The sequence below is a fragment of the Pseudomonas sp. genome, assembly GCF_049645325.1.
Taxonomy (GTDB): Bacteria; Pseudomonadota; Gammaproteobacteria; order Pseudomonadales; family Pseudomonadaceae; genus Aquipseudomonas.
The window spans coordinates 1-3,789 of sequence record NZ_JBARTQ010000610.1; the positions used below are offsets into that span (position 1 = coordinate 1).

General features: G+C 65.9%; 3 protein-coding genes. All 3 read left to right on the plus strand.

Going from position 1 to position 3,789, the window contains the following annotated elements; translation table 11 throughout:
• Window positions 1-94 precede the first annotated feature (94 nt).
• The 3 genes from WBB95_RS25525 to WBB95_RS25535 all read left to right on the plus strand — a co-directional run bounded on the left by WBB95_RS25525 (window position 95) and on the right by WBB95_RS25535 (window position 3,787).
• Window positions 95-1,375, plus strand: a complete 1,281-nt coding sequence (locus WBB95_RS25525) for a glycerate kinase type-2 family protein (RefSeq protein ID WP_424490099.1) — start codon at window positions 95-97, stop codon at window positions 1,373-1,375.
• The gene (gene pyk, locus WBB95_RS25530) at window positions 1,365-2,780 is read left to right on the plus strand and encodes a pyruvate kinase (RefSeq protein ID WP_424490100.1); all 1,416 of its coding nucleotides are present in this window, start codon (window positions 1,365-1,367) and stop codon (window positions 2,778-2,780) included. Before WBB95_RS25525 ends, pyk begins: the two co-directional genes overlap by 11 nt.
• A gap of 131 nt (window positions 2,781-2,911) precedes the next feature.
• Window positions 2,912-3,787 (plus strand): urea transporter, encoded by an 876-nt coding sequence (locus tag WBB95_RS25535; protein WP_424490101.1) that lies wholly within the window; start codon window positions 2,912-2,914, stop codon window positions 3,785-3,787.
• Window positions 3,788-3,789 lie beyond the last annotated feature (2 nt).

Genomic DNA, 3,789 nt, shown 5'->3' on the forward strand with positions numbered 1-3,789 from the left:
CCTTCGCGAGCAAGCCCGCTCCCACATTTGAATGCATTCCACCTCTCGAAATCGCTGCACCCCTAATAACAAAAACCCCCCCGGGAGCCCGCTTATGTCGGTCGATCCGCAACACCTGCTTCGCGAGCTGTTTGCCACAGCCATCGACGCCGCCCACCCCCGGCAAGTGCTTGAACCTTATCTGCCCGCCGACCGCAGCGGCCGGGTGATCGTGATCGGTGCAGGCAAAGCCGCCGCCGCCATGGCCCTCGTCGTCGAAAACTGCTGGCAGGGCGAAGTCACCGGCCTGGTGGTCACCCGCTACGGCCACGGTGCGCCGTGCAAAAAAATCGAAGTGGTCGAAGCAGCTCACCCGGTGCCCGATGCGGCCGGGTTGGCCGTGGCCAAGCGCGTGCTGGAAATGATCAGTCACCTCGGTGAAGACGACCGCGTGATCTTCCTGCTCTCCGGCGGTGGCTCCGCGTTACTCGCCCTGCCCGCCGAAGGCATCACCCTGGCCGACAAGCAGGCCGTCAACAAAGCCCTGCTCAAATCCGGCGCGACCATTGGCGAGATGAATTGCGTGCGCAAGCACCTCTCAGCCATCAAGGGCGGCCGACTGGCCAAAGCGGCATGGCCCGCGACGGTCTACACCTACGCGATTTCCGACGTGCCCGGCGACCAGCCTACAGTGATCGCGTCCGGCCCCACCGTGGGCGACCCGAGCACCTCGCAACAAGCCCTGGCGATCCTCAAGCGCTACGGCATCGACGCGCCCGCGTCTGTGCGCAGCTGGTTGCAGAACCCGGCCTCGGAAACCGTCAAGCCCGGCGACCCGGTGCTTGCCCGCAGCCACTTCCAGTTGATCGCCCGCCCGCAGCAGTCCCTGGAGGCCGTGGCGGTGAAAGTGCGCCAGGCCGGGTTCAGCCCGTTGATTCTCGGCGACCTCGAAGGCGAAGCGCGCGACGTGGCCAAGGTACACGCCGGTATCGCCCGGCAAATCGTGCAGCACGGCCAGCCCTTGGCGGCGCCGTGCGTGATCCTGTCCGGCGGCGAAACCACCGTCACCGTGCGCGGCAATGGCCGTGGCGGGCGCAACGCCGAGTTCCTGCTGAGCCTGACCGACAGCCTCAGGGGCCTGCCCGGCGTCTACGCCCTGGCCGGTGACACCGATGGCATCGACGGCTCGGAAGACAACGCCGGCGCCATCATGACCCCGTGCAGTTATGCGCGTGCCGACGCCCTGGGCCTGTCGGCCAGCGATGAGCTGGACAACAACAATGGCTACGGCTACTTCGCCGCGCTCGACGGCTTGATCATCACCGAGCCGACCCGCACCAACGTCAACGACTTCCGCGCCATTCTGATCCTTGGGAACCCGCCACATGACGCCTGACAAGAAGGTCAAAATCCTCGCCACACTCGGCCCGGCCACCGACGGTATCGATGACATCCGCGAACTGGTGGAAGCCGGGGTAAACATCTTTCGCCTCAACTTCAGCCACGGCGACCACGCCGACCACGCCCAGCGCTACCAGTGGATTCGCCAGGTGGAGCGCCAGTTGAACTACCCGCTGGGCATTCTCATGGACCTGCAAGGGCCGAAGCTGCGGGTCGGGCAGTTCGCCGAGGGCAAGGTGCAACTGGTGCGTGGCCAGGCATTGCGCCTGGACCTGGACCCGACGCCGGGTGACCAGTGCCGGGTCAACCTGCCCCACCCGGAAATCATCGCGGCACTGGAACCGGGCATGGACCTGCTGCTGGACGACGGCAAGTTGCGCCTACGCGTGATCACCAAGCATGCCGACGCCATCGACACCACCGTGCTCAACGGCGGCGAGCTGTCCGACCGCAAGGGCGTGAACGTGCCGCAGGCCTTGCTGGAACTCAGCCCGCTGACCGCCAAGGACCGTCGCGACCTGAGCTTCGGCCTGGAACTGGGTGTAGACTGGGTCGCGCTGTCGTTTGTGCAACGCCCGGAAGACATCCGCGAGGCGCGCGAACTGATCGGCGACAAAGCCTTTCTGATGGCCAAGATCGAGAAGCCGTCGGCAGTGCAACGCCTGCGGGAAATTGCCGAGCTGAGCGACGCGATCATGGTGGCCAGAGGCGACCTGGGCGTTGAGGTACCGGCCGAAAGCGTGCCGCAGATCCAGAAAGACATCATCAGCCTGTGCCGCGAGCTGGGTAAGCCGGTGGTGGTGGCAACGCAGATGCTGGAGTCGATGCGCTTCTCCCCGGCGCCCACCCGCGCCGAAGTGACGGACGTCGCCAATGCCGTGGCCGAAGGCGCGGACGCGGTGATGCTGTCGGCGGAAACCGCGTCGGGCGAATACCCGCTGGAAGCGGTGCAGATGATGAGCAAGATCATCCGCCAAGTGGAAAACGGCCCGGACTACCAGACGCAGCTGGACGTCAGCCGGCCGAAAGCCGACGCCACGGTCTCGGACGCCATCAGCTGCGCGATCCGCCGCATCAGCAGCATCCTGCCGGTGGCGGTGCTGGTGAACTACAGCGAGTCGGGCAGTTCGAGCCTGCGCGCGGCGCGGGAACGGCCGGTGGCGCCGATCCTCAATCTCACACCGAACCTCTCCACCGCGCGCCGGTTGAGCGTGGCGTGGGGCGTGCATTCGGTGGTCAATGACCGGCTGCGTCAGGTGGACGAGGTGTGTTCCACGGCGCTGGAAATTGCCCAGGCCCAAGGCATGGCGCAACGCGGGGATACGTTGGTGATTACCGCGGGGGTGCCGTTTGGGCAGCCGGGGTCGACCAACTCGCTGCGTATTGAGACGTTGATTTAGCGTCTGTAAGGGCCTCATCGCGGGCAAGCCCGGCTCCCACATGTGATCGATGCTCGACATGCCAACGCGCTCGAATGTGGGAGCAGGCTTGCCTGCGACAAGGACAACTCAGCCTCACTGACTCACACACAATGCATAACCAAACCTGCCCCGACTGGGCCGAAGCCCTGCTCAACGGCTTCAGCCAGATTTTCCTGCAGCGCCAGCCGCTGTGTGGCCTGCTGTGCCTGCTGGCCATCCTGATCGGCGCCCCGGCCTTGTTCGGCGGGGCGCTGCTGGGTGGCGTCGCGGGTTTGCTCACCGCCCAGCGCCGGGGTTATCCCAAGGCCGAGCGCCAGGCGGGTTTATACAGTTACAACGGCGTGCTGCTGGGCTTGTTGATCAGCCAGCACTTTGCCTGGTCGGCCTTGCTGCCGCCGCTGATCCTGGCGTGCGGCGGCCTCGGCGCAATCCTCACGCGGCAATGGCTGAAACACGCGACGCACCCTCAAGATTTGCCCGCCTACACCGCGCCCTTTGTCGGCCTGGGTTGGTTGCTGATGGGCACGGTGCCCGAGAACACCTTCGCCCTGAGCGCGCCCGACACGCTCGCGGTCCTCACTGCGCCCTTTACCGGGCTTGCACAAATCATGCTGCTCGACCAACCGCTGGCGGGCGCCTTGATTGCGCTTGGCCTGTTTTTAGCCAACCGCCGCGCCGCGCTGTGGGCGTTGACCGGTGCTGTGAGTGGCGTGCTGGTCGCGCTGTGGCTCGACGAACCCGCCAGCGCCCTGCTCGGCCTGCACAGCTACAACCCGGCATTGGCGGCACTGGCCCTGAGCCAGACACGTCGTCAGCCATGGCTGCCGCTGGCCGGCATCGTTCTGGCGATCATCCTCACGCCCGGGTTTGCCGCCTTGCACCTGCCCGCGCTGACCGCGCCGTTTATCCTCGCCACCTGGCTGGTGCGCGCCAGTCAGCGGGTGATGCAGAAAACCTGCATGGACAGCCCCTTCGAATCCCCCTAGGC